This window comes from Streptococcus sanguinis (genome assembly GCF_050234405.1).
In the GTDB taxonomy this organism is placed as follows: Bacteria; Bacillota; Bacilli; order Lactobacillales; family Streptococcaceae; genus Streptococcus; species Streptococcus sanguinis_W.
The window spans coordinates 2329804-2352698 of record NZ_CP092117.1; the positions used below are offsets into that span (position 1 = coordinate 2329804).

At 37.3% G+C, this 22895-nt stretch carries 21 protein-coding genes and 3 tRNA genes; 7 read left to right on the top strand and 17 right to left on the bottom strand.

The genetic code is table 11. From position 1 onward, the window contains the following. The first annotated feature begins 30 nt into the window (after nucleotides 1-30). Nucleotides 31-678, top strand: coding sequence for an HAD family hydrolase (locus MFP28_RS11425; RefSeq protein WP_002907609.1), 648 nt, complete (start codon nucleotides 31-33; stop codon nucleotides 676-678). Nucleotides 679-789: 111 nt separating this feature from the next. Here the strand turns inward: MFP28_RS11425 and MFP28_RS11430 are convergent, their stop codons facing one another. From MFP28_RS11430 to yfmF, 8 genes are all read right to left on the bottom strand, one after another. Continuing rightward, nucleotides 790-1380, bottom strand: coding sequence for a LysM peptidoglycan-binding domain-containing protein (locus MFP28_RS11430; protein ID WP_002894257.1), 591 nt, complete (start codon nucleotides 1378-1380; stop codon nucleotides 790-792). Between the two features lie 210 nt (nucleotides 1381-1590). Next, complete coding sequence (locus tag MFP28_RS11435) at nucleotides 1591-2385, bottom strand: energy-coupling factor transporter transmembrane component T family protein (protein ID WP_002907610.1); 795 nt, start codon at nucleotides 2383-2385, stop codon at nucleotides 1591-1593. After that, nucleotides 2378-3217 carry an energy-coupling factor ABC transporter ATP-binding protein gene (locus MFP28_RS11440; protein WP_002907611.1) on the bottom strand — a complete coding sequence of 280 codons (840 nt, stop codon included), beginning with the start codon at nucleotides 3215-3217 and terminating at the stop codon, nucleotides 2378-2380. Before MFP28_RS11440 ends, MFP28_RS11435 begins: the two co-directional genes overlap by 8 nt. Further along, the gene (locus tag MFP28_RS11445; protein WP_002907612.1) at nucleotides 3193-4029 is read right to left on the bottom strand and encodes an energy-coupling factor ABC transporter ATP-binding protein; all 837 of its coding nucleotides are present in this window, start codon (nucleotides 4027-4029) and stop codon (nucleotides 3193-3195) included. The genes MFP28_RS11440 and MFP28_RS11445 overlap by 25 nt, the downstream gene beginning before the upstream one ends. A gap of 1 nt (nucleotide 4030) precedes the next feature. Then, nucleotides 4031-4570, bottom strand: a complete 540-nt coding sequence (pgsA, locus tag MFP28_RS11450) for a CDP-diacylglycerol--glycerol-3-phosphate 3-phosphatidyltransferase (RefSeq protein WP_002907613.1) — start codon at nucleotides 4568-4570, stop codon at nucleotides 4031-4033. 16 nt (nucleotides 4571-4586) lie between these two features. Then, complete coding sequence (gene rodZ / locus MFP28_RS11455; RefSeq protein WP_002907614.1) at nucleotides 4587-5444, bottom strand: cytoskeleton protein RodZ; 858 nt, start codon at nucleotides 5442-5444, stop codon at nucleotides 4587-4589. Between the two features lie 33 nt (nucleotides 5445-5477). Further along, nucleotides 5478-6773, bottom strand: a complete 1296-nt coding sequence (gene yfmH / locus MFP28_RS11460; RefSeq protein WP_002907615.1) for an EF-P 5-aminopentanol modification-associated protein YfmH — start codon at nucleotides 6771-6773, stop codon at nucleotides 5478-5480. Continuing rightward, nucleotides 6773-8020, bottom strand: coding sequence for an EF-P 5-aminopentanol modification-associated protein YfmF (gene yfmF / locus MFP28_RS11465; protein WP_317627905.1), 1248 nt, complete (start codon nucleotides 8018-8020; stop codon nucleotides 6773-6775). The genes yfmH and yfmF overlap by 1 nt, the downstream gene beginning before the upstream one ends. 187 nt (nucleotides 8021-8207) lie before the next feature. Here yfmF and yaaA point away from each other — a divergent pair, with 187 nt between their 5' ends. Next, a complete protein-coding gene (gene yaaA, locus MFP28_RS11470) occupies nucleotides 8208-8606 on the top strand; it encodes a S4 domain-containing protein YaaA (protein WP_002907617.1) in 399 nt (132 codons plus the stop codon). A gap of 2 nt (nucleotides 8607-8608) precedes the next feature. Beyond that, complete coding sequence (gene recF / locus MFP28_RS11475; RefSeq protein ID WP_002907618.1) at nucleotides 8609-9703, top strand: DNA replication/repair protein RecF; 1095 nt, start codon at nucleotides 8609-8611, stop codon at nucleotides 9701-9703. Between the two features lie 167 nt (nucleotides 9704-9870). Here the strand turns inward: recF and guaB are convergent, their stop codons facing one another. Next, nucleotides 9871-11352 carry an IMP dehydrogenase gene (guaB, locus tag MFP28_RS11480; protein ID WP_002910933.1) on the bottom strand — a complete coding sequence of 494 codons (1482 nt, stop codon included), beginning with the start codon at nucleotides 11350-11352 and terminating at the stop codon, nucleotides 9871-9873. 206 nt (nucleotides 11353-11558) lie between these two features. Then, nucleotides 11559-12584 carry a tryptophan--tRNA ligase gene (trpS, locus tag MFP28_RS11485; protein ID WP_002907620.1) on the bottom strand — a complete coding sequence of 342 codons (1026 nt, stop codon included), beginning with the start codon at nucleotides 12582-12584 and terminating at the stop codon, nucleotides 11559-11561. A 290-nt stretch (nucleotides 12585-12874) separates the two neighbouring features. Between trpS and MFP28_RS11490 the strand changes: the two genes are divergently transcribed. Further along, nucleotides 12875-14497, top strand: coding sequence for an ATP-binding cassette domain-containing protein (locus tag MFP28_RS11490; protein WP_002907621.1), 1623 nt, complete (start codon nucleotides 12875-12877; stop codon nucleotides 14495-14497). A gap of 75 nt (nucleotides 14498-14572) precedes the next feature. Then, a complete protein-coding gene (locus MFP28_RS11495; RefSeq protein ID WP_002907622.1) occupies nucleotides 14573-17158 on the top strand; it encodes a YfhO family protein in 2586 nt (861 codons plus the stop codon). Nucleotides 17159-17268: 110 nt separating this feature from the next. On the opposite strand, the gene MFP28_RS11500 is transcribed toward MFP28_RS11495, so the two are convergent. The 7 genes from MFP28_RS11500 to rlmH form a co-directional block, all read right to left on the bottom strand. Continuing rightward, nucleotides 17269-17342, bottom strand: a tRNA-Asn gene (locus MFP28_RS11500). 5 nt (nucleotides 17343-17347) lie between these two features. Further along, nucleotides 17348-17419 (bottom strand) — tRNA-Glu (locus MFP28_RS11505). Nucleotides 17420-17464: 45 nt separating this feature from the next. Further along, nucleotides 17465-18229: a competence system response regulator transcription factor ComE gene (comE, locus tag MFP28_RS11510; protein WP_002899424.1), complete on the bottom strand. Its 765-nt coding sequence runs from the start codon at nucleotides 18227-18229 to the stop codon at nucleotides 17465-17467. Nucleotides 18230-18234: 5 nt separating this feature from the next. Then, nucleotides 18235-19569 carry a competence system sensor histidine kinase ComD gene (comD, locus tag MFP28_RS11515; protein WP_002907623.1) on the bottom strand — a complete coding sequence of 445 codons (1335 nt, stop codon included), beginning with the start codon at nucleotides 19567-19569 and terminating at the stop codon, nucleotides 18235-18237. A 27-nt stretch (nucleotides 19570-19596) separates the two neighbouring features. Further along, nucleotides 19597-19704, bottom strand: a complete 108-nt coding sequence (locus tag MFP28_RS11520; protein WP_032909851.1) for a hypothetical protein — start codon at nucleotides 19702-19704, stop codon at nucleotides 19597-19599. Between the two features lie 181 nt (nucleotides 19705-19885). Beyond that, nucleotides 19886-19959, bottom strand: a tRNA-Arg gene (locus MFP28_RS11525). Nucleotides 19960-20001: 42 nt separating this feature from the next. Then, the gene (gene rlmH / locus MFP28_RS11530; RefSeq protein WP_002907625.1) at nucleotides 20002-20481 is read right to left on the bottom strand and encodes a 23S rRNA (pseudouridine(1915)-N(3))-methyltransferase RlmH; all 480 of its coding nucleotides are present in this window, start codon (nucleotides 20479-20481) and stop codon (nucleotides 20002-20004) included. Between the two features lie 203 nt (nucleotides 20482-20684). On the opposite strand from rlmH, the gene MFP28_RS11535 reads away from it, so the two are divergent. Continuing rightward, the gene (locus MFP28_RS11535) at nucleotides 20685-21857 is read left to right on the top strand and encodes a S1C family serine protease (RefSeq protein ID WP_002901929.1); all 1173 of its coding nucleotides are present in this window, start codon (nucleotides 20685-20687) and stop codon (nucleotides 21855-21857) included. A 63-nt stretch (nucleotides 21858-21920) separates the two neighbouring features. Further along, nucleotides 21921-22682, top strand: coding sequence for a ParB/RepB/Spo0J family partition protein (locus MFP28_RS11540; RefSeq protein ID WP_002907626.1), 762 nt, complete (start codon nucleotides 21921-21923; stop codon nucleotides 22680-22682). Nucleotides 22683-22895 lie beyond the last annotated feature (213 nt).

Genomic DNA, 22895 nt, shown 5'->3' on the forward strand with positions numbered 1-22895 from the left:
GATTTACTAGATAGTAAACAAGGAGACAAGATGAATCATTTGAAATATATCTTCTTTGATTTGGATGGAACCTTAGTTGACAGTTCAAAGGGCATCCAAGAATCCTTTGAATACAGCTTTAAACAACTTGGAAAAGAGTGTCCTGAAGAAAGTATTATAAAAAGTTTTATGGGTCCTCCTCTGGAAGTAAGCTTCGCTTCTGTTCTTGAAGAAAGCCAAGTTCCAGAAGCAATTAACTATTATCGCAGTTTCTATAAGGAAAAAGGCATCTGGGGCGTCCGCCTCTATGAGGGGATACCAGAATTGCTGACACAGTTAAAAAAAGCCGGCTATCAGATTTATGTAACAACGAGTAAGAATCAACCCACAGCACAAGAATTATTAGCAAATCTAGCTATCTCTGAGCAATTTGATGATATTTTTGGATCACTGCCAGATTCATTTCACAAAGCAGATGTTCTGCGTCGAGCTCTGCAAACACTAGATGCAAATCCAGAAGAAACCATAATTATAGGCGATACAAAGTTTGATATGATTGGCGGTAAAGAAGTAGGAATCTCAACTCTAGGAGTCCTTTGGGGCTTTGGCAGCCAAAAAGAGTTACTAGAAAACAGAGCAGATTTGCTAGCTAATTCTCCTAACTACATTTTAAAAATATTGAAAGAACACTTTTCATAACTTTACACAGCTGTCAATCTAGATAAGATTGTTCCATTTAAATATTTACTTACACTATCATTTTATGCAAACCAAAAAACCACAGATTTCTGTGGTTTTTTTATTTTTATCTTAGTAACCCCAAGCTGAAAGTCCTTGAGCACTATAAGCGCTATATGCTGATTGGATTTGATCATCAACAGTAGCTGTTGAACCCCAACCTGGCATTGTTTGGAAAAGACCACTTGCACCTGAAGGGTTGTAAGCATCTACTTGACCATTTGATTCACGGGCAATAATAGCTTCCCAAGTTGATGCAGGAACACCAGTCATTTCTGCCATACGTGATGCTGCATAAGAACCTGTTGCACCAGCAGTATTACCATTGCTAAGTACAAGGCCTCCTGAAGTTGCTGCTGAATTAGCTGTTGCTGCAGGTGCTGCATAATTATTCACGGGAGTTGCAGTTGCTGCTACGCTTGTTTCAGACGTTTTGGCACTATTTCCAAGTTCCAAGATTTGACCAACACGGATGTGATTTGGATCTGCAATCTTGTTTAACTCTACTAATTTCTCAAGAGTTGTATTTTTTTCGTTAGCAATAGCTGATAAAGTATCACCGGCTTCAACTGTATAGGTCTCAGCATTTGCAATACCTGAAACCAAGAAAGCCGCTGCAGCGACTGCACCTGTTAAAGTCCATTTTGCTGTTTTTTTGTTCATTAAAATGTAATTCTCCTTTCGGTGATAATACTATCTTACACATAAAATATTACCAAAAAGTTACATTACCAAGTCAAACATTACAAGAACATTTAGTTTAGACGTTAAAAACAGACTTTTAGAGCTTTTTTGCCAAATATTTTCTTTGACAAAGTAAAAAATAGACAAGTTTAACTTATACTATTCTCTAAAAACACTTTAAACAGCAGATCAGTTTTTCAATATATAAAGTAGAATAGCTAATATAAGTAAGCTAATAATAGCCAAGCTGTCATTTCTTTTCCATGCTAATCGGCGAAAACGTGTCCGACCTTCACCTCCATTATAGCCGCGTGCTTCCATGGCAATAGCTAGAGCATCTGCCCTTTTAAAACTAGAAGCAAACAAAGGGATTAGAATGGGAATAATAGATTTAACCTTTTGAACAAGCTTTCCCTCGCCAAAGTCAACACCACGCGCCCTCTGGGCGTTCATAATCCTAGTAGTATCATCCATCAACGTTGGAACGAAGCGCAGGCTCATAGAGAGCATCAGGCCAATCTCATGTGCTGGCACCTTGAAAACCTTCAGAGGTTTCAGCCAAGACTCAACCGCATCGGACAAGCTTAAGGGTGTCGTTGTCAGAGTCAGAAGAGTAGAAAAGAAAATAATCAGAATAAAACGGCTAAAAATAATACCAGCCTGTGACAGTCCTGCTTCTGTAATTCTGACAAAAGCAAATCGAAAAATTGTAGCGCCTCCTGAAGTCAAAAACAGCTGGAACAAGGTGGTAAAAGCTATGATAAAAACCATGGACTGGATACCCTTTAAAAAGAACTTCAAAGGAACCTTAGACAGCAAGACCAAACTAAAAACGAAAACAAACAGCAGCAGATTGGTCACAAGATTATTGGCCCAGAAAATTAATAGAATAAAAAGAAACATCGCCAGCAACTTGCTCCGCGGATCCAAACGATGAATAATTGAATTTCCGGGAATATAGCGGCCTAAAATCAACTTATCCATGCAAGATCTCCTTGAATTCTTCAATTGTAATAGGATAGTTCGAGAAAGTCATCCCTTTCTCCACCAATTCGTGAGCAAATTTTGTAATCTTAGGAACACCCAATTGAATACTCTCCATAAAATCCAAATCCTGAAAGACCTGAGCAGGCTGACCGCTCTTGACTACTCTGCCCTTATCTAAAACATAGACTGTATCAGCAAAGTTGGCTACATCATCCATTAGGTGAGTTACCAAAACAATGGTCATACCGGCACGATGCAGCTCTTCAAAGAGCCTCATCAGTTCTTTTCGACCGGATGGATCAAGTCCTGCTGTCGGCTCATCCAAAACCAAGATATCGGGCTCCATGGCTAGTATACCAGCGATGGCTACCCTACGCATCTGGCCACCAGAAAGTTCGAAAGGACTGCGATTGAACAAATCCTCAGAAATCCCGACCAAGTGCAGCTTTTCACGCGCCAAAGCTTCCGCTTCTTCCTTAGAAACACCAAAATTCTGAGGACCAAAAGCCACATCTTTCAAAACTGTTTCATCAAAAACTTGACTTTCCGGAAATTGAAAGACTAGACCGACCTTCTTGCGCACCTGTTTAATGTCTTTATTGACAGAATCAGCCGTGATGACTGTACTGCCTATTTCAACACTGCCCTGATTGGGAACTAGCAAGCCATTTAAAAGCTGGAGAATGGTGGACTTACCGCTGCCTGTATGGCCTATAAGCGCGGTATAGCTGCCGGATTTTATCTCCAAATCCACTCCAAAAAGCGCTGGTCCCTCAAAAGGAGTGCCAGCTTGATAAGTATAACTTACATTTTTGAGAGTAATGCCCATAGTTGATCCTGCAATTCTTTTTCTGTTAAGTAAGAGTCTGGCAGAGGAAGCCCTGACTGACGCAAAGCCGCCTTTACCTGATTAACAAATGGCTGATCCAATCCTAGCTCTTCCAAATCTTCTCGAGAAAAAAGTTCTCTCGGGGTAGCGGTAGATTCAACCTGACCCTCTTTCATGACCAAAACACGGTCGCTTAAGGCTATTTCATCCAGATCATGAGTGATAGAGATGACGGTCAGCTGATTACTATCTTTAATTTTTTTCACGGTCTGGATAAGATCCAAACGTCCCTCTGGATCCAACATGCTGGTTGCTTCATCCAAAATAATAATATCCGGCCTCAGAGCTACTACACCTGCAACAGCTACCCGCTGTTTCTGACCTCCGGAAAGACGAGCTGGTTCACGCTCCTTAAAATCCTGCATGCCGACAAGCTCTAATGCCTGCTGGACTCGCTCTACCATCAGATCATAGTCCAGCCCTTGATTTTCCAAACCAAAGGCTACATCGTCTTCTACAGTTGCACCGACAAACTGATTATCTGGATTTTGGAATACCATGCCAATCTGTCGACGTTTTTCCCAGACGTTTTCAGCTGTCAGCTTATCGCCTGAGATAATAATATCTCCGCTTTCCGCTTCTAAAAGGCCGTCAATCAAACGAACAGTGGTTGATTTTCCACTGCCATTATGACCGACAATAGACAGCCATTCCCCTTTTTTTACCTGAAAAGAGACATCATTTAAAGTGTAATTCTCAGACTCACTATCGTATTTGTACTTAAGATTTCTTACTTCGATGATATTTTCCATATTATTTAAAGGTATCTTTAAAGAGATAGTCACTTCCCTTGAAGTAGTCATATCCAGAATAAATCGTAAAGATTAAAGCAATGTACAGAAGGATTTGTCCTAAGAGAGTCCAGTGAATCAGTAGAAAAATAATAGCAAACATCTGCGTGAAGGTCTTGATTTTACCTGGCATAGCAGCCGCCAAGACTGTACCGCCTGTTTCCACTAAAAGCAAGCGCAGACCTGTTACTGCCAATTCTCGGCAAATAATAATAGCCACAACCCAAGCAGGAGCCATTTCCATCTCAATCAACATGATAAAGGCAGACATCACTAAAAGCTTATCAGCCATGGGATCAGCAAATTTACCAAAGTTTGTTACCACTTCCCACTTTCGAGCCAAATAACCATCCAGATAATCAGTTATACTGGCAAAAGCAAAGATAAAAGCTGCCAAGATATGCATGGTGTAAGAATGACCGAATGTTAAAATCACAACAAATACAGGGATTAAAGCAATCCTGACAAGAGTTAAGGCATTTGGAATATTTTCTTTTTTCATGGGATTCCCTTCGTTTTTATCCTTTCGTAATGTTCAAACTAATGGTTCCACTATCGCTAGTCAAAGCAGAAGTATCTAGTTTTTGACCCTCTATCGTCACAGTTGCTCCTTTAACAGGTGCTAACGTAATAAGATACTTATTGCCTGGCTCAAGAGAAACCGTCTGGCTTGATTTTTCTTCAGGAGATAAGGTGACGCCTTCGGCTAGTTCTGAATCGCTTATGCTTACCAAATTGGTCGTTTGCTCCACAGAAACGGTCACTTTGACAGACTGACCTGCTCCACTATACTCAGCAATTAAATTATCTCCGCTTCCACTAACTTTCAATTGGCCAGCTGAGGAAGAAACTGACTTAGAATCAGCCGAAGAAAAGGAACTCTTCTGACTGTTAGTGCTTGTAGAGGAAACCAGACTATAATTGTTATCAGATGCTTTGAAACTTACAGAATTGGTGTGAGCATAGCTCCAGATATAGTAAGCTACGAAAGCAGCAATAGCTGAAGCCAATAAGAGAAAATAGAACAAGGGCAGAAAAGAGGTTTTATTTTTATTTTTTCTGCTCCTGAATTCCTCATCTGCTGCCAGTGCCACTTCATCAAAGACTATCATCTCACCAGCTTCGTAAGCCTCCAGAATAATAGATTCATCCAAATCTACAGCCCAAGCATATTTTCGCAAGAAGCTGCGGGCATAGAAAGGACTAGGAAGCAAATCATAGTCATTTCGTTCCAGCGCTTCCAGCAAATCCTGCTGAATATCTGTCTTTTTTGACAATTCCTCTAAACTCAGACCTTGATTAGTCCGGGCAAGCTTCAACACTTCTCCTATCGTTTTTTTTCTCATACGTACTTTTCCCTTATTTCTATTCTTCACTATTTTAACAAAATTTTAAAAACGATTCTGGAATTATTTTGGAAAAATAGTAAAATCTGTCATATCACACTGATCGATAAAACGATGACCTAGTTTTATCACATCATTCAGGCTGATGTCCTGTAAAATTTTTGGCAAATCAAACAGATTCTCACCCGTCAAATGCGGTTCATATTGGGTTGCAATATACTCAAGCGAGTTTAAACCGTGCAGAAAATCACCAAACATCTCACTTTTAATCGTATCCAAGTGCTCTTCTGTCACATCCGGATCCTTGTCAAAATTCTTGATGGCTGAGCGAAACTGATGAGAAAGTCCCACCGGTTCCTGAGTGTCCATCGTCAGCATGACAAAGTGAAAATCTTTTTCTACTTCCACTTCCAGCGTTAAAGAATTATCCATTTTCCCACTTTCATAGAGGGACTGGAAACGCTTGGAAGTCCAGCCAAACATCATGGCAAATAAGAGTTTCAAAGTGATTTTATAGCGATACAACTCCGATTCATCAACAAAGTCTGTACCTCGAATCCCAACTGCCAGTTTTGGACTAGCCACCTCCATTCGGTAAGTATCCGTTGATACCACTGGGTGAAGGCTAACAGGAATTTTTTCAATGGGTTCAGAACTCCCAGCAAAAACTAGTTTTTCCTGCTGTTCAGCAATCTCTACAGCTATCTGTTCCAAATCAAAATTACCAATTACAAACAAAGTCATATTAGAAGGATGATAAAAGTTCTTGAAATTTTCCTTCAAATTTTCGACGGTAATCTCAGAGATGGACTCTTTCGTTCCTGCAATGTCTTCTGCCAGAGGTGTTTGAGGATAGAGATTGGCCAAGGCTCCAAAAAAGAGACGATAATCCGGATTATCCTGATACATTTCAATTTCTTGGCCGATAATATCCTGTTCCCGCAAAATGGATTCTTTTGTAAAATCAGCCCGATGCACCAGTTCTTGCAAAAGCTGTAGGTTTTCTGAAATATTATCCGTTGCAGAAAACAGATAGCTAGTCCGAGTAAAGCTTGTAAAGGCATTACTCTCAGCTCCTAGCTTAGTAAATTCCAGCAGCAGATCCTTTCCCTGCGGGCCTTCAAAAAGCTTATGTTCCAAAAAATGAGCTATTCCAGCTGGATATTGAGTGACCTGCTTGGTTTCACGTGAAACAATCCCTGTATCCACTGAACCAAAATTAGTTGAGATAATCCCATAAGTTTCATTAAAATCATTTTTAGGCAGAAGAAAAACACGCAAACCATTTGCCAAGACTGTCTGATAAACAGTTTCTCCCACTGCTGAATAATTGATTTTTTCTAGTACTTCTCCCTGCATTATTTTCCTTCCATAAAGTAAATAGCTTGTAATTTCAACTGACCAGCTGCCTTGACAATATCATCTTTGTTCACCTGTTCCAAAGCTTCCAGCCAAGCTTCAAGAGATAAGAATTTTTTCCCTAAAACAGAAGCCATATAAGCTCTCTCTAAGATTGTATTCTGTCGATCCTGAGCTAACAATACCGAATTTGTCAACATTTTCTTGGTTTGATTCAGTTCTTCCTGACTAAAATTCCCACGCTTCAAATCAACAATCTGTCGGTTGATTAAAGCAACTGTTCTGGTCCGATTACTGCGTTCAATACCAGCGTAAATCCGCATCATTCCTGAAAAAATATCAAAATTGCTAGAAATTGTATAAGCCAGTCCTTCCTTTTCACGAAGATTAACAAATAATTTCGAATGGGCAAAGCCACCTAGCAAAGCATTTAAAACGACCAAAGGCAGGTGCTCACTCTCTCCGTACTGAATAGGGAAGTGATATCCCAACTCAATAATTGACTGATGCACATCCTTCTGCTCCAGTCCTTCTCGCAAAACATTGGAATATTCTTGCTGATAAACTAACTGAAGTTCTTGTTGGCGAGGCGCAAAATTGAAAGATTGAATTTTCTCCCGAACAGCCACTTCATTAAAGTCCCCAATAAAGAAAAAGTCAATATGATTTTCCTGGAGCATCTGCTGAAAAGCAGCAAAACTGCTTGCAGCTGTCTCTTTCTGGATTAATTCAATCGTCCCAACACGAGGCATCTGCATTTCCTCTTCTTCATAAAAGAGTTTGTCTAATTCTCGATGAGCATGATAAAAATGATTCTCAATTTCTGCTTCCAAATCATTCAAGATATTTTTCTTCTCAATTTCAAAAGCAGATTCATCAAAAGCGTCCTGACTTACCAATGGAGAAAACAAGCTGGCTTTCAAAAAATCAAGCATGGCATCTGTCAGGACATTCTTGCGACTCAAAAATTTATCCCGCACAAAAGAAAGATTGATATCTAAATAATGGACCAATCCTCTCCTTGAAAGACTCGTAGAATAATCAGCTCCATACAAATTGGCCAAACGTTCCCTGAAGGCCTGCGAAGTAGGATAAACCGCATTGACAGTTTCTAGCATACTGGCTGTTAAAACCCGACCAGCTACTGTTTCTTTGGACATAGGCGCTGAAAAACGAACCCTAATTTTGTTTGTTTTAAATTTTTCTGATTGAATAAAATGGAGATGAACTCCTTTAGTGATTTCCATGACGCCCCTCATACTGAATAATATAGACTACTATTATATCATGAAATGCCTCTGATTTGTTTGTTCCACCAAGCTTTTTGCTGATTAAAACGTTTTCTGATAACAGGAGAAAATTTCCGATTTTATCCAAAGCACCTCAGCACTTTTTACTAACAAATATGTTATAATGACAGGGTTGAGGTGAAATATGGAATATAAATTATTTGATGACTACATCACGCTACAAGCCCTTTTAAAAGAAACAGGAATTATCCAAAGCGGCGGAGCAATTAAGACGTTTCTAAGTGAATATCCAGTTCTTTTTAACGGTGAGCCAGAAAACCGTCGGGGAAAAAAACTCCGTGTCAATGACATCGTCTCCCTTCCCGAGCAAGGAATCGAAATTAATCTGACAGCTCCTAATCAAGAAGAAATTCTGCAACACCAGAAAGAAATCGCAGAAAAAAAACGAGTTGCTGAACTTGTCAAAGCCATGAATAAGGATTTAAAAAAATCTCAGACTTCTAAAAAAGAAAAGCGTAAGAATACAGGGCTACCTAAAAAGCAGAAAACTACTAAAAGCCCTGTTCGCTTCCCTGGTATCTAATCATGTGGCTACAATCATTAAAAATCAAGCATTTCCGAAATTATCAGGAAGCTGATATTGACTTCCATCCTGGCTTAAATGTCTTTCTAGGCCAGAACGCACAAGGTAAAACCAATATTTTAGAAGCTGTTTATTTCCTAGCCTTGACAAGAAGCCACCGCACACGCTCAGATAAGGATCTGATTCATTTTACAGAAAATGACCTCCTTGTCTCTGGCCTCTTAGAAAAAAAGACTGGTAAAGTTCCCCTTGACATTAACTTGACACCAAAAGGTCGCATCACAAAAGTCAATCACTTGAAACAAAGTAAATTATCAGACTATATTGGAACTATGAATGTTGTTCTTTTTGCTCCTGAAGATTTACAGTTGATTAAAGGCTCCCCCAGTCTACGCCGTAAATTTATAGACATTGAGCTTGGACAAATCAAGCCAGTCTATCTATCAGATTTATCCAATTACAACCATGTCCTTAAACAACGCAATACCTATCTGAAAGCTAATGACAAAGTTGATGAAACCTTCTTGACTGTCCTTGATGAGCAGTTGGTTGACTACGGCTGCCGTGTCATAAGGCACCGGTTGGATTTTTTGCAAAAATTAGAAAGCTTTGCTCAAGACAAGCATTGGGACATCTCTCAAAATTTGGAAGAATTGACTGTCAAGTATTTGTCATCTATTCCTTTACACCAAATTGACAATTTAGAAGAAACTTACCGCTCTTCCTTAATAAGCAGCCGTAAACGTGACCTATTCAAAAAAAATACAGGCGTTGGTCCCCATCGTGATGATATTGCTTTTTTTATCAACCAGATGGATGCCAACTTTGGTAGTCAAGGTCAGCATCGCAGTCTTGTTTTATCACTGAAACTAGCCGAAATCAAGTTAATAGAAAGCATTACAAAGGAAACACCTATTTTGTTGCTTGACGATGTAATGAGCGAACTTGACAATAACCGTCAACTAAAATTATTAGAAACTATCTCTCAGGATATTCAAACTTTCATCACCACAACAACTTTAGAACATTTAAAGAATCTTCCACAAGATATTAAAATTTTCACCATTCAGCAAGGACAAATCATGTCTCAATCCTAGCATTACATGAGATTTACGTTTTTGTAAATTTCATTTACAAAATATTGCTTATGTTGTAAACGAATTATATCGAATTATTGTTAGAACAGCTTTTATAGCCTTTTGAATTGTAAAACCATGTAAATTTAAAACGAGGTTAGGAAAAATCACCGACCTCGTTTTATTTTTTATTGAACTGAATAGTTAGGGGCTTCATTTGTAATTTGCACATCATGAGGGTGGCTTTCCTTCAATCCAGCGCCACTCATCTCAATAAACTGAGCATTATCGTGAAGTTCTTGCAGATTTGCAGCACCAACGTAGCCCATTCCAGAGCGAATACCACCAAGCATCTGGAAGACAATATCTGCAGCAGCTCCCTTGTATGCCACACGGCCTTCAATTCCTTCTGGAACTAGCTTATTCGCTTCATTGACAGAACCTTGGAAGTAACGGTCACTAGAGCCCTTCTTCATAGCGGCGATAGATCCCATACCACGGTAAGTCTTAAATTTCCGACCTTGGAAGATTTCTGTCTCGCCTGGCGCTTCGTCTGTTCCTGCAAACATTGAACCCAGCATAACAGCATTTCCACCTGCAGCCAAGGCCTTAACAATATCTCCAGAATATTTAATCCCACCATCAGCAATGATGGTTTTTCCATATTCACGCGCCACAGCAGCTGCATCATAAATAGCAGTTACTTGGGGAACGCCAACACCAGCAATGACACGGGTTGTACAGATAGAACCTGGGCCAATTCCGACCTTAACAACATCCACACCTGCTTCATAAAGAGCGCGTGCACCTTCAGCAGTTGCAATATTTCCAGCAATTAAGGTGCGATCAGGGAAATGAGCGCGAATCTCAGCAATCTTGCGCAAAACTCCAGCTGAGTGGCCATGAGCAGTATCAATAACAATCGCATCTGCACCCGCTTCAAAGAGGGCTTCCGCACGTTCGAAAGTATCTGAAGTAACACCAACAGCACCAGCGACCAAAAGACGACCAAACTCATCTTTAGCAGCATTTGGAAACTCAATAACCTTTTCAATATCTTTAATGGTAATCAAACCCGAAAGACAGCCCTTATCATCAACCAAAGGCAACTTTTCAATCCGGTGTTCTTGCAAAATACGCTCTGCAGTTCCTAAATCTGTACCAACAGGCGCCGTTACAAGATTCTCACTGGTCATATGGCGAGAAATAGGTTGGTCATAGTCAGAAATAAAACGCAAATCACGATTAGTTAGAATCCCTACTAACTTACGATTTTCAAGAGTTTCTACAACAGGAACACCACTGATACGGTAACGTCCCATCAACTCATCTGCTTCAGCAATCGTATGCTCTGGCGTTAGGAAAAAAGGATCAATAATTACGCCATTCTCAGAACGTTTAACCTTTCGAACTTCATCGGCCTGTTGCTCAATAGACATATTTTTGTGGATAACTCCAAGACCGCCAGCACGGGCAATAGCGATAGCCATCTGACTCTCTGTAACAGTGTCCATAGCGGCAGTAATGATTGGGATATTCAAGGTCAAATTCTCAGCAAGCTTGGTACTCAAATCAGCATCATTGGGCAGTACATGGCTTTCAGCTGGAATCAGAAGCACATCATCAAAGGTAAAACCTTTTTTCAAAAATTTAGTGTCCCAGTTAGACATCCACAGTTTCCTCTTTTCCTTCTTATTTTGAACTAATACCCAAAGAAAATTGAAGTTCAGATTTCTTTGAATAAGAGTTGGTTTTTTTGTTGTTAATATCATACCATTCTATAGGAAATTGTCAATCATTATTACACAAAAAATAAAAACCATCATTTTTGAAACTAAAAACGATAGTTTTTGTGATTTATAATCAATAATGTTCGTTATTTAAAATAATTAATCCCCATCGCAGACTTCACTTCCGAAAGAGTCTGAGCGGCAGTCTGACGTGCCTTATCACATCCTTCTTGCAGCATCCGATAAACCTGTCCCATGTCTTTAGCAAACTCCACACGACGCTCACGAATCGGACCTAACTCTCGCTCTAAAATTTCTAACAGATAGCGTTTGGTTTTGACATCTCCCAGACCACCTCTTTGATAATGCTCTTTCATTGCAGCAATATCAGCAGCATCTTCTGGGCGGCCAAAAACATCCAGATAGTGAAAGACCATATTTCCCTCAACTTTTCCAGGATCTTCCACTCTGATATGATTAGGATCTGTATACATGCTCATAACTTTCTTTTGCAGAATATCCATATCATCTGCCAGATAAATACCGTTATTGAGAGACTTAGACATCTTAGCATTGCCATCCAAACCAGGCAAACGTCCAGCTGCTTCATTTTCAGGATAAATTCCTTCCGGTTCTACCAAAACATCTGTCTGATAAGCGTGGTTAAAGGAACGAACAATTTCCCGAGTCTGCTCAATCATAGGCTTTTGATCATGTCCGACTGGTACAAAATTAGCTTTAAAAGCAGTAATATCCGCTGCCTGAGAAATCGGATAAACTAAAAACCCAGTCGGCAAACTTTCCCCAAATCCTTTTTGCGCAATCTCAGTCTTGACAGTAGGATTACGCTCTAAACGAGCCAATGACACCAAATTCATGTAATACATTGACAACTCTGCCAACTCAGGAATCTGACTTTGAATAAAAATAGTCACCTTTTCAGGATCCAATCCAGCTGCCAGATAATCCAAAGCTACATTCCCAATGGACTCAACAATTGTCTGAGGGTCCTTTGCATGATCTGTCAAAGCTTGCTGATCAGCCAAAAATACGAACATCTCATATTTACCCTGATCCTGCAAAAGCACACGATTCCGTAAACTTCCTACATAATGACCAATATGCAATTTTCCTGTCGGACGATCTCCTGTTAAAATAATTGGTTTAGTCATTTATTACTCCTCAATTTATAATGAGTTCATTATATCATTTTCAATGAAAATGAGAAAGAAGTTTCTAGAAAAAAGCGAATAATCCAGTTTTTACAGATTGATTGACATCCCTTTACAGTATTTGTAAACTTAATTGACAAACTATTCTGGCTGGAAAACCTAAAAGTCTTGGTTCATTCTATTCTCCTTTTTTCTTTTGGCTTAGATTTTTTCTTTTTATCTCAGAATTATTTGAAAAAAGTTCTGTTTTCTAGTAAAATGAAGAAGATTATATATATAGGAGAAAGACATTGCTTACAGTATCAGATGTATCACTGCGTTTCAGTGACCGAAAATTGTTTGATGAAGTCAACATCAAATTTACAGAAGGAAATACTTATGGATTGATTGGAGCTAACGGCGCTGGAAAATCAACCTTTTTAAAAATTTTAGCTGGCGATATCGAGCCAACAACAGGCCACATTTCTCTAGGACCAAATGAACGTCTTTCAGTCCTTCGCCAGAACCACTTTGACTATGAAGAAGAACGGGCTATTGATGTTGTAATCATGGGAAATGAGCATCTCTACAACATCATGAAAGAAAAAGATGCTATTTATATGAAGCCTGATTTTTCTGATGAAGATGGTGTACGTGCGGCCGAGCTTGAGGGAGAGTTTGCTGAACTAGGTGGCTGGGAAGCTGAAAGTGAAGCCTCTCAATTATTGCAAAATCTCAATATTCCGGAAGATCTTCACTACCAAAATATGAGCGAGCTCTCTAACGGAGACAAGGTGAAAGTACTCTTAGCAAAAGCACTTTTTGGTAAACCTGATGTCTTACTTCTGGACGAGCCAACTAACGGTTTGGATATTCAGTCTATTACTTGGCTGGAAGACTTTCTTATCGATTTTGACAATACAGTTATTGTTGTATCACACGACCGTCACTTTCTGAATAAAGTCTGCACTCATATGGCTGACCTTGACTTTGGAAAAATCAAACTCTATGTCGGAAACTATGATTTCTGGAAAGAATCAAGTGAACTTGCGGCTAAGCTGCTCGCTGACCGAAATGCCAAAGCAGAAGAAAAAATCAAGCAACTTCAAGAATTTGTTGCTCGCTTTTCTGCCAATGCTTCAAAATCAAAACAAGCGACTTCTCGTAAAAAGATGCTTGACAAGATTGAATTAGAAGAAATTGTTCCATCTAGCCGTAAATACCCATTTATCAGCTTTAAAGCAGAACGTGAAATCGGTAATGATCTCTTGACAGTGGAAAACCTTTCTGTCAAGATAGACGGAGAAACTATCCTTGATAATATTAACTTCATTTTACGTCCTGGCGATAAAACAGCTTTGATTGGCCAAAACGATATCCAAACAACAGCTTTGATTCGTGCCTTGATGGGTGATATTGAGTATGAAGGAACTGTCAAGTGGGGTGTCACAACCAGTCAATCTTACCTACCAAAAGATAATTCTCGTGACTTTGCTAGTGGCGAATCAATCCTTGACTGGCTGCGTCAATTTGCTAGCAAAGAAGAGGATGACAACACCTTCCTTCGAGGATTCCTTGGACGCATGCTTTTCTCTGGAGATGAGGTTAACAAGTCTGTCAATGTCTTGTCAGGAGGAGAAAAAGTTCGGGTTATGCTATCTAAGTTAATGTTGCTTAAATCCAACGTTTTAGTCTTGGACGATCCAACTAATCACTTAGATTTGGAATCAATCTCCAGCTTAAATGATGGCTTAAAAAACTTCAAAGGATCTATTGTTTTTGCCAGTCACGACCATGAATTTATTCAAACCTTGGCCAACCATATCATTGTCCTGTCTAAAAATGGTGTCATTGACCGCATTGACGAAACCTATGATGAATTCTTGGAAAATCAAGAAGTTCAGGCAAAAGTCAAGGAACTTTGGAAAGATTAATTCCTTGTCAATTTACATTTACAAAACTTTACAGAGGCATGAAACAACGTTTCTGCCTCTTTCTATATAAGAAATATGAATCACATTAAAGAATATTTTAAAAAAAATTGGCCTTATTTTTGTGCCTTCTTTCTTCCGTTTTTCATCATGTTCTTTGTCTACTTGATGTACGGAATTTACTGGAATAGCGAAACGTCTCCCTTGCTTGGTGATGGTTTTCATCAGTATGTCATTTTTGATACTAACCTAAGAAATATCCTCCATGGTACAGATAGTATTTTCTATACTTTCTCCAGTGGACTTGGGCAGAATTTCTATGCTTTATCCAGTTATTATTTAGGTAGTTTCTTATCTCCCTTGGTTTATTTCTTTGATTTGAAATCAATGCCAGATGCCATCTATCTATTTACCTTAATCAAGTTTGGATTAATTGGACTCTCTGCCTTTATCAGCATCAACGGAATATTCAAAAAGATTCCAGCTTTACTCATCATCACTCTTTCAACTTCATTTTCTTTAATGAGTTTTTCAGTCAGTCAATTGGAAATTAAAACCTGGCTGGATGTGTTTATCCTTGCACCTTTAATTGTTCTAGGTTTACATAGGTTGATAACTGGAAAAGGAAGAGTACTATACTTTACAACACTGTCAATTCTCTTCATCCAAAATTATTATTTTGGATATATGATGGCAATCTTTTTGGTCTTTTGGTACCTTCTTCAATTATCTTGGGATTTCAAAAATAGAATTAAAAGTTTACTTGACTTTACAATCGTATCTGCTTTAGCAGGTCTGACTAGCCTAATCATGATTCTGCCAACTTACCTAGACATAAGTACTCATGGTGAAACCTTGACAAACGTTTCTTCTTTGCTGACAGAAAAAAGTTGGTTCTTAGATGTGTTTGCTAAAAATTTTATTGGCAGTTTTGATACAACCAAGTATGGTTCTATCCCTATGATTTATGTCGGCACCTTCCCCTTGATTCTGGCTATCTTATTTTTCACCTTAAAATCTGTTAAGTTTCACGTGAAACTTTGCTACTTTTTACTCTTTGCAGTTTTCATAGCTAGTTTTTATCTTCAATATTTAGACTTACTTTGGCAGGGAATGCATGCTCCGAACATGTTTCTTCACCGTTATTCTTGGTTATTTTCTCTGGTAGTTATCTATATGGCTGCTGAGACTTTAAATCGTTGGAAAGATGTGAAAGTAATGAATGTTGCCATTAGTTTCACTTTGCTCAGCCTCGGATTCATTATGACGTTTATTCAGAGAAAACATTATGACTTTTTGGGTCCTGAGAATTATATTCTAACATTAGAATTTCTGCTGGCTTATCTCTTGATTAGCTTTGTCTTAGCAAAATCTTCGATTCAACCAAAAATCATTCTTCCTGTCTTGCTTTTCTTTGTTACTTTTGAATTGTCTCTTAATTCCTATTATCAAGTTGGAGGAATTGCTAAAGAATGGGTATTTGCTACTCGTTCATCTTATGCTAGCCACCTTGACGAGATTGACAAGCTTGTCAATTATTCCAAAAAGGAAAATATTGACTTTTTTAGAACTGAAAGATTGAAACCACAAACTGGAAATGATAGTATGAAATTCAACTACAATGGAATTTCCCAGTTCTCATCTGTCAGAAATACTCAGGCAAGTTCCACTTTAGATAAAATTGGTTTTAAATCAGCAGGAACAAATCTGAATCTCCGTTATCAAAACAACAGTATTTTAATGGACAGTATTTTTGGTGTTCGCTACAATCTATCTGAAACAGATCCTCAAAAATTTGGTTTTCTTCCTGAGAAAACTGAAAAAGAAATGTCTCTCTACCAAAATGATGCAGCACTTGGTTTAGCTTTTCTGACCAATGATGTTTACCAGGATGTCAAGTTTACAAATTTGACCCTAGATAATCAAACAGAATTTTTAAATCAATTGACTGGCTTTGATTTCAAATATTATGATAAAGTAGATGCTATAACTACTAATGAAAATGTCAAGCAGATTGGTAACAGAGTGACTGTAGATGTTGACAGAGAACAGAATACAAGCTTTGCTAGCGTAGTCTATACTGTCAATGTACCTGCTAACAGTCAACTATATGTTAATGTTGCTGGGATTGATTTTAGTAATGATGATCAGACAGATGTTGACATTACTGTCAATAATTTTACGGAACGTTATACAACTAATAATGTTTTTCCTTTCTTTAATGCTGGCTATTTCAGTCAAAGTCAAACAGTATCTATTCGCTTTACATTCCCAGACAATTCGACAGTTTCATTTGATACGCCAGAATTTTTTGCCGTTAATACTGAGCAATATCAAAAGGTCATTCAAAAATTAAAAGAGCAGCCTGTTTCCACAACTACTGATTTAAACACAGTAAAAACAAACTATAGAGCGGAAAAGGATACTTCATTATTCTTTACCATTCCTTATGATAAGGGATGGTCAGCCACTCTTAATGGGAAGCCTGTCACACTAAAACGAGCTCAAAATGGCTTTATGAAATTAGATGTGAAAAAAGGAGAAGGAAATGTTGTCCTCACTTTCATTCCTAATGGACTGAAAGAAGGTGGCATTGCCTTCATATCTGGCATAATCTTATTTGTTTGCTATAATTTTCTACATAGAAAACGACAGAGAATGTAAATATATCAAAAAAACAGCTACTTACCAATTAAAAAATAAGGCTCTTCATTAAAATGCTAGTGAAGGCTTTTTTTGAACAATAAAAAAACACCCACTAGGAGTGTCTCTAGCTCCGGCAGTAGGACTCGAACCTACGACATCATGATTAACAGTCATGCGCTACTACCAACTGAGCTATGCCGGAAAATATAGTCCGTACGGGATTCGAACCCGTGTTACCGCCGTGAAAAGGCGGTGTCTTAACCCCTTGACCAACGGACCATATGGTATGCTCTCTTTCAGAACATATTCCATTATATCAGGTTTTTAAGCTTTGTCAACTCTTTTCCCTTTATTTTCGAAAATATCTTTCAGATATTTTACTCTTAAACGAGTGACCGGACAGCGATGATTTTCGTAAAAAATAATTTCTCGATTTTTCTTGTCATAATCAACAATGTTGCCAATATTAACCAGATAAGATTTATGGGGTGAAAAAAATCGTTTAGATTGCTGATCTTTTTCTTGAATATCTGTTATCGTTCCATAAAACTCCTTAAGAAAATTTTTACCGACAATCCGAAGTTTATGAGAGCTCCCTGTCGTTTCGATATACAAAATATCGTTATAAGGCATTCGAACATCATTGCCACGATAACTATATTCAAAATAATCTACCATATTGGTATTTTCAATTAGTGTACTCTTAGTGTAAAGAATACTGTCTTTGATTCTATTTTTAAAAGCATCATTGTTGATATCTTTATCGATAAAATCAAGTGCTGATACTTTATATTTAAAAGTCATAGTAGCAAATTCAGATTTTGAGGTTACAAAAACTATAATGGCATAAGGATTATGATGACGGATAAATTGAGCTACTTCCAGCCCTTTTGTTTCCTCCCCCTTAATGTCAATATCCAAAAAATAAAGCTGGTTAACGTCTCCATTTTCAATATATTTTTTGAATTCTTTGATTTTTCCTGTAACCTGAACCTGGATGTCAATTCCAAGTTCCTCAGCAATTTCTGCTAATGTCGTTTCCATCCTGACTTGATGAGATACGGTATCCTCTAAAACTAACACTTTCATAAATTCTATCTCCTAATTGTTAAAATCTGTGTAAAATTTCTTTGCTCAATTTGTGTATCAAGGGTGATAAATTCATACCTATCTAAAATTTCCTTGATGTTATTCAATCCATAGCCTCTATTTTCTCCTTTAGTTGAAAACTCGGGCTGATAGAGTTCTTCCAAATCCAATTTTCCTTCTTTACGAGAATTTTGAACAACAAAAATGGTTCTATCATCCAGTTGAACCAGAGAAACATGGACAATTTTTTCCAGGCTGTCAATGGCACTCTCAATAGCATTATTTAATAAAATACTAGCAATTCTCACAAGATCTAACAACTTGATTGGAAGGCGTTCCACTTTATCCTTAACTTCAAAAGTCAGCTGAATCTGATGTTCACGCGCTTGAAAGATTGTCTCGGTCATGACACTTCTTAAAGCTGAATCTCCTACATTATTCAAATCAAAAACTGTATATTTATCTGAACGCAGGTTCAAATTTGCATCAGCCAAGACCTCTTGATAAATGTGCTCAATTTCCTTGATATCTCCAGTTTGAATAGCCACTTGCATACTTGTCAGCATGCTAGCATAATCATGACGAAATCCTTTGATTTCATAGTACAATCTCACAATTTCATCAGTATATTCCTGAAGTCGAAGCTGTTCAGATTCTTTTTGACGCAAATGCTCTTCTTTTTCGTATTTCTCACGGCTGTCCTTGAACGTCACCAAGGTAGAAAGAAAGGCCAAGAAACAAATAGTAGCAATCATACTGCTAAAACTGTTGAAATGCCTTATATTACTAATCCAATGAGAGAGATTTAAAATCAGCCAATTCATTGCATATAAACTACTAATCATCAGAATCTGAGATTTAAAGAAACTTCTTTTAAGATAATCTATTCTGAAATCAAAAATATCAATAACCTTTACCATAAAGAACAAGGATATTAAGTTGATACATGTCAGAAACAAGCCCATGTACTGAGCTACAAAATCATCTCCTAAAACAGATGAAATAATAACTGAAAAGAAAGTAGTAGAACTATCAATTGACAAACATAAAAAGAACGAAAGTAAGAAAGATTGATATTTTTTAATTTTTTCAACTCTACAAAAATACCAAACTATAAATAGAGGGAGAAAAAATGACAGTGCATATGATGGAAATGAGATTTCAAATGAAAACACATGCCCTAAAAAAGCAATTATAAACGGAATTATAATCTCAAGACCAAAGCAAACACCTACAAAAAAGTAAGTATGCTTAATTTTAGTGATTTTTGATAAAATCACTAAAAATGCAGCTACATTAATAAAAGGATGAACAATTAATCCTATTATTTCAAGTGACATAAATTTCTCCCCTAAACTTTAAAATTCTTATCTTCCAAAAATCCAATCCCATGGATTTGGAATACCTCTTATATCCCAAAAGGTTTGAACAAGTGAATTGCTATTTGCAGCAATTTGAAAAGAATAGATTTTCATAACTATCTCCTATCTTTTTATCTTGTAAGTCACCTTACATTTATCATTATAGAAAAATAGAAAGAGTTAGTGACAATTTTCCCTGAAATGTCATTTTTTATCCCCAAAATGACATTATACCAAAAAAATAGAAGAAAAAAACACGAAATATTGTAAAATACTTCGCATTTTTTTACCTTTCTGATCTCAGCAGGATTCGAACCTGCGACCGTTCGCTTAGAAGGCGAATGCTCTATCCAGCTGAGCTATGAGACCAATACTATCTCATTCTATCAGAAAATAGGATTGCCGTCAAGATTACTTATGATAAGGACTCCCCTGCTGAATCATAAAAGCTCGATAGATTTGCTCTATTAAAACAAGGCGCATCAGTTGATGAGGTAGCGTTAATTTGCCAAAACTCATCAGAAGATTTGCCCGTTTTTTTACTGCAGGAGATAAACCTAAACTTCCCCCAATAACAAAAGTGATATCAGAAAAGCCATGCACTGTAGTATCCATCATGAACTGACTAAACTTTTCTGACGGAAATTGCTTTCCTTCAATTGCCAAAGCAATAACAAATTCACGCTCATTGATTTTAGACAGAATTTTATTTCCTTCTTTTTCAAGAATCTGCTGATTTTCTAAATCACTAGCTTTATCAGGTGTTTTTTCATCCGCTAGCTCAACCATTTCCACCTTGCAGAATCGATTGAGACGCTTCATGTATTCAGCAATTCCATCCTTTAAATATTTTTCTTTCAGTTTTCCAACTGTTACAAGTTTTATTTTCATAAGTTTATTCTATCATATTCATCTATACTTCACACTTTATTAACAAGTAAAATTTATCTGGGAATCGGCTAATCTGTGTATTTTCTAATGCCTATCAACAGTTTTTCTAAGTTTTCCACAAGATGTGGAAAACTTAGAGGATTTAAGTTATAATTAAGTTTAGCTAACTATAATTTCATCAATTGTAATTCAAGGAGGAAAACATGAAAAACTCTTCAAATGCCATCAAAAAGGCTTTATTGCTTTTTGCAGTGTTAATTGTAGGTTTTATCGGCGGAAGTTTAGGGAATTATGTTACTACATTAGTAACTTCACGTGTAAAAATGAATGGAAATTCAACAACCAGTGTAACTACTTCATATAAAAACTCTACTGACATTTCAGAAGCTGTGAAAAAGGTTCAAAATGCCGTTGTTTCAGTAATTACTTATGCTGAATCTTCCAGCAGCGTTATCAATGATGAATCTTCCAACGATGAATCACAAATCTCCAGTGAAGGTTCTGGCGTAATTTATAAAAAAGATGGAAAATCAGCCTATCTGGTAACCAACACCCACGTTCTTAATGGATCAACCAATGTAGATATCTTACTAGCTGATGGAAACAAGGTTCCAGGTGAAGTAGTTGGATCAGATGTTTATTCAGATATCTCTGTTGTTAAAATTAGCTCTGAAAAAGTAACTGATGTCGCAGAATTTGGAGATTCTGGTTCTCTGACAGTTGGTGAAACAGCAATCGCCATCGGAAGCCCTCTTGGAACAGAATACGCTAACTCTGTCACACAAGGAATTATTTCTAGTTTAGGCAGAAACGTTACATTACAATCTGAAAATGGTGAAAATATTTCAACAACTGCACTGCAAACAGATGCTGCAATCAATCCTGGTAACTCTGGCGGTCCGCTGATTAACATCCAAGGACAAGTTATTGGGATTACTTCAAGTAAAATTTCAACAAATGGCCAAACCTCTGTTGAAGGGATGGGATTTGCGATTCCATCTAATGATGTCGTAAATATTATCAATCAACTTGAGAAAAATGGAACAGTCACACGTCCTGCTTTAGGAATTCAAATGATGGATTTATCTAATCTGACAACTTCTGATTTTTCTAAATTAAATCTTCCTTCTTCAGTGAAATCAGGTATTCTTGTTCGCTCTGTTCAGCAAGGAATGCCTGCTGATGGCAAACTTCAAAAAAATGATGTCATTACAAAAGTAGATAACACAGATGTGGAATCCACTAGTGACCTTCAGTCTGCTCTCTACAAGCATAGTATTGGAGATGAGGTAGAGATTACTTATTACCGAGATGGTAAATCTCAAACAGTCAAAATCAAACTCACTAAATCAACAAAAGAGTTAAGCTCAAATTAACTTATTTACAAGATTGTCAACACACCTTTACACAATCGTAAAGGTGTGTTATTCTATATACAAATGGAAAACTTTCAATATATTGCACTTAAAGACATTCGAACCAATCCTTATCAGCCTCGTAAACAATTTTCACAAAAAAAGATTGAGGAATTAGCGTCATCAATCAAAGAAAATGGTCTCATTCAGCCAATCATTCTTCGGAAATCTTCACTTTTTGGTTATGAAATTTTAGCAGGAGAACGGAGATTTAGAGCTGCCTCTTTTCTTGGCCTAGAAACAATCCCAGCTGTCGTAAAAGAATTATCTGATGATGAAATGCTGAAACAGGCTATTATCGAAAATCTTCAAAGAGAAGACTTGAATCCTATAGAAGAGGCTGAGTCTTATCAAAATTTGATTGACAAAGGCTTGACACATGATGAAATTGCTAAAATCATGGGAAAATCTAGACCCTATATCAGCAATATTGTCAGACTTTTACAGCTGGCTAAAGAAGTTCGCCAAGCTATCAAGGAAGAAGAGATATCTCAAGGACATGCTCGCCTGCTGGTCCCCTTAAAAGAAGAAGAACAGTTACTATGGCTGAACAAGATCTGTCGAGAAGATTTATCGGTTCGAGCAGTTGAAAAGCTTCTCCAGCAAAAAAAGAGTCTCAAAAAGAAACCTAATAAAGAACTGTTTGCTAAATCTGAAGAGGAAAAAATTAAAAAAATTCTCGGTCTGGAAGTTTCTATTCAGTTAAAAAGCCAGAGTAAAGGAAAGCTGATTATTCCTTTTGAAAGCGAAGAAGAATATCAAAGAATTATAAACAGTTTTAAATAAAACTGTTATTTTCTTTTTTTAAAATAACAAAATTATCCACTGTTAAATCAATTAGGAAGCCTATTAAAATAAGAAATTTTAGCTTTATTCACATTCTGTGGATAACTTCAGCTAACAATGTGAATTCTTTTCCAGTTCTTGTGGAAAACTTTGAACCTTTATGATAAAATAAGATGCGTATGAATCAGAAAATTATAGAAAAGGAGGGAAGTT

Coding starts and splice junctions, on each gene's coding strand:
- MFP28_RS11425 (WP_002907609.1), top strand. CDS start 31: ATGAATCATTTGAAATATATCTTCTTTGATTTGGATGGAACCTTAGTT.
- MFP28_RS11430 (WP_002894257.1), bottom strand. CDS start 1,380: ATGAACAAAAAAACAGCAAAATGGACTTTAACAGGTGCAGTCGCTGCA.
- MFP28_RS11435 (WP_002907610.1), bottom strand. CDS start 2,385: ATGGATAAGTTGATTTTAGGCCGCTATATTCCCGGAAATTCAATTATT.
- MFP28_RS11440 (WP_002907611.1), bottom strand. CDS start 3,217: ATGGGCATTACTCTCAAAAATGTAAGTTATACTTATCAAGCTGGCACT.
- MFP28_RS11445 (WP_002907612.1), bottom strand. CDS start 4,029: ATGGAAAATATCATCGAAGTAAGAAATCTTAAGTACAAATACGATAGT.
- pgsA (WP_002907613.1), bottom strand. CDS start 4,570: ATGAAAAAAGAAAATATTCCAAATGCCTTAACTCTTGTCAGGATTGCT.
- yfmH (WP_002907615.1), bottom strand. CDS start 6,773: ATGCAGGGAGAAGTACTAGAAAAAATCAATTATTCAGCAGTGGGAGAA.
- yfmF (WP_317627905.1), bottom strand. CDS start 8,020: ATGGAAATCACTAAAGGAGTTCATCTCCATTTTATTCAATCAGAAAAA.
- yaaA (WP_002907617.1), top strand. CDS start 8,208: ATGGAATATAAATTATTTGATGACTACATCACGCTACAAGCCCTTTTA.
- recF (WP_002907618.1), top strand. CDS start 8,609: ATGTGGCTACAATCATTAAAAATCAAGCATTTCCGAAATTATCAGGAA.
- guaB (WP_002910933.1), bottom strand. CDS start 11,352: ATGTCTAACTGGGACACTAAATTTTTGAAAAAAGGTTTTACCTTTGAT.
- trpS (WP_002907620.1), bottom strand. CDS start 12,584: ATGACTAAACCAATTATTTTAACAGGAGATCGTCCGACAGGAAAATTG.
- MFP28_RS11495 (WP_002907622.1), top strand. CDS start 14,573: ATGAATCACATTAAAGAATATTTTAAAAAAAATTGGCCTTATTTTTGT.
- comE (WP_002899424.1), bottom strand. CDS start 18,229: ATGAAAGTGTTAGTTTTAGAGGATACCGTATCTCATCAAGTCAGGATG.
- comD (WP_002907623.1), bottom strand. CDS start 19,569: ATGTCACTTGAAATAATAGGATTAATTGTTCATCCTTTTATTAATGTA.
- MFP28_RS11520 (WP_032909851.1), bottom strand. CDS start 19,704: ATGAAAATCTATTCTTTTCAAATTGCTGCAAATAGCAATTCACTTGTT.
- rlmH (WP_002907625.1), bottom strand. CDS start 20,481: ATGAAAATAAAACTTGTAACAGTTGGAAAACTGAAAGAAAAATATTTA.
- MFP28_RS11535 (WP_002901929.1), top strand. CDS start 20,685: ATGAAAAACTCTTCAAATGCCATCAAAAAGGCTTTATTGCTTTTTGCA.
- MFP28_RS11540 (WP_002907626.1), top strand. CDS start 21,921: ATGGAAAACTTTCAATATATTGCACTTAAAGACATTCGAACCAATCCT.